The organism is Streptomyces sp. LS1784, from assembly GCF_020103755.1.
In the GTDB taxonomy this organism is placed as follows: domain Bacteria; phylum Actinomycetota; class Actinomycetes; order Streptomycetales; family Streptomycetaceae; genus Kitasatospora.
Genome location: NZ_JAHSQD010000956.1, coordinates 1 through 1,877, shown reverse-complemented (window position 1 = coordinate 1,877; position 1,877 = coordinate 1). Strand labels below are relative to the sequence as shown.

The following is a 1,877-nucleotide window of genomic DNA, read 5'->3' as shown; positions in this document are numbered from 1 at the left end:
GGGTCGCTCGCGTCCAGGGCGAGGTGCTCGACGCCGGGGACGGCCGGCCCGGCGGGGCGTCCGGCGCGGGTGACGACCCGGACCTCGTGGCCCTGCTCGGCCAGCAGGCGGGCGGTGGCGGCCCCGGCGGGCCCGTGTCCGACGACCAGGTGGAAGCTCATCCGCCACACCCTAGCGGCGGCCTCCGACAGGCATGAGGCGCGGCGGAGCCTGGTGCAACCCGTTGTCGGCGGGGGAGGTCAGGGGGCCGGCAAATAACTGGTACGGCAATCGTAAAAGTGGATCTATGCTGTCGGTCATTCATGATCCCTTCACACGAAGCAGGTTTGCTCTCGATGAAGCTGCCCCGGGTGTCCGCCGTCGTCGCGGCCGCCGTCCTGGCCCCCGCCGTCCTCTTCCCCGCCACGGCCTCGGCCGCCGACGCCCCGAAGCCGACCGGCGTCTCCGGTCCCGACACCGGGTCGGACTCCGTCAAGGACGTCGCGCCCGAGGACGGCGACGGGCAGGAGCAGCGTGACCGCGCCGAGGTCGAGCGCATCCTCGCGGGCTCGCCGAGCTGGTCCAAGGTGCGCGAGAACGCGGCGAAGGCCCTCAAGGGCGGCGCCGCCGAGCTGCGGCACTTCCTGACGGTCGAGCTGGACGAGAGCCGCCAGACCGACAACCGGGTGAGGGTCGCCCAGATCGAGGACCGCGGCGGCCCGGCCGTGAAGAAGGCCGCAGACCAGGCGCTGCGAGGCACCTACCAGGACGTCCTCGACTTCCTGGCGACCGGCCAGTACACGGCCCGTGCCGAGGACGAGGACCGCGCCAAGGTCGAGGCCATCCTCGCCGATCCGCAGAGCGGCCGCGGGGTGCGCGAGGCGGCCGAGAAGGCGCTCAAGGGCGGTGCCGCCGAGCTGCGGCACTTCCTGGAGGTCGAGCTCGACGAGCAGCGGAAGAGCGACAACCGGGTCAAGACCGCCCAGATCTACAGCGCCGGCGGCCCGGCCGTGCAGAAGGCCGCCAGGGCCGCCCTCAACGGCACCTACCAGGACGTCCTCGACTTCCTGGCGACCGGCCAGTACACGGCCCGTGCCGAGGACGAGGACCGCGCCAAGGTCGAGGCCATCCTCGCCGACCCGCAGACCGGCCCCGGGGTGCGCGAGGGCGCCGAGAAGGCCCTCAAGGGCGGCGCCGCCGAGCTGCGGCACTTCCTGACCGCCGAGCTGCCCAAGCTGCGCGGCGACGACAACCGGGTCAAGCTCTCCCAGCTCATGAACACCGGCGGCCCGGCCGTGCGCGAGGCGGCCGGCAAGGCGCTGGACGCCGGCACCGACGAGGCCGTCGAGGCCTTCCTCAACGGCGGCTTCGCCAAGGCCCAGTTCGAGGACGACCGGGTCGAGGTGCTGCGGGTCATCGCCGACCCGGCGACCGGCCCGTACACCGCCGCGGCCGCCCAGAAGGCCCTGGACGGCACCGCCGCCGACGTGCGGCGCTTCCTGACCACCGGACTGCCCGCGCTGCGCGCCAGCGACAACCGGGTCAAGGTCTCGCAGATCGCCGAGACCGGCGGCCCGGCGGTGCACAAGGCCGCCCTGGCCGCGCTGGAGGGCAGCGACGCGGACATCACGGCCTTCCTCAAGGAGGGCTGGGCCAAGGCCCGCGCCGAGGACGAAGCCGCGGCGGCCAAGCCCGGCAACGGCAACGGTACGGGCACCGACGGTTCCGGGCAGCAGCCGCAGACCGTCCAGCCCGCCGGCCTCACCGAGACCACCGACACCGGGACCACCACCACCCGTACGGGCACCGGCACCACCGGCTCCGGCGCGCTCGCCTCCACCGGCAGCGACGGGCTCGGCTGGGAGGCCGGCGGCGCCGCCGCGGCCCTCGCCGCAGGC

Annotated in this window: 2 protein-coding genes; one reads left to right on the top strand and one right to left on the bottom strand. The window is 74.4% G+C overall.

Annotated features, from left to right (window positions below):
- Positions 1-161 (bottom strand): FAD-dependent monooxygenase (locus tag KS423_RS44610; RefSeq protein WP_224285390.1); only part of this gene is annotated, 161 nt, incomplete at its 3' end.
- Between the two features lie 174 nt (positions 162-335).
- Between KS423_RS44610 and KS423_RS44605 the strand changes: the two genes are divergently transcribed.
- Positions 336-1,877: ALF repeat-containing protein (locus KS423_RS44605; RefSeq protein WP_224285389.1), on the top strand; the 1,542-nt coding region annotated here is incomplete at its 3' end.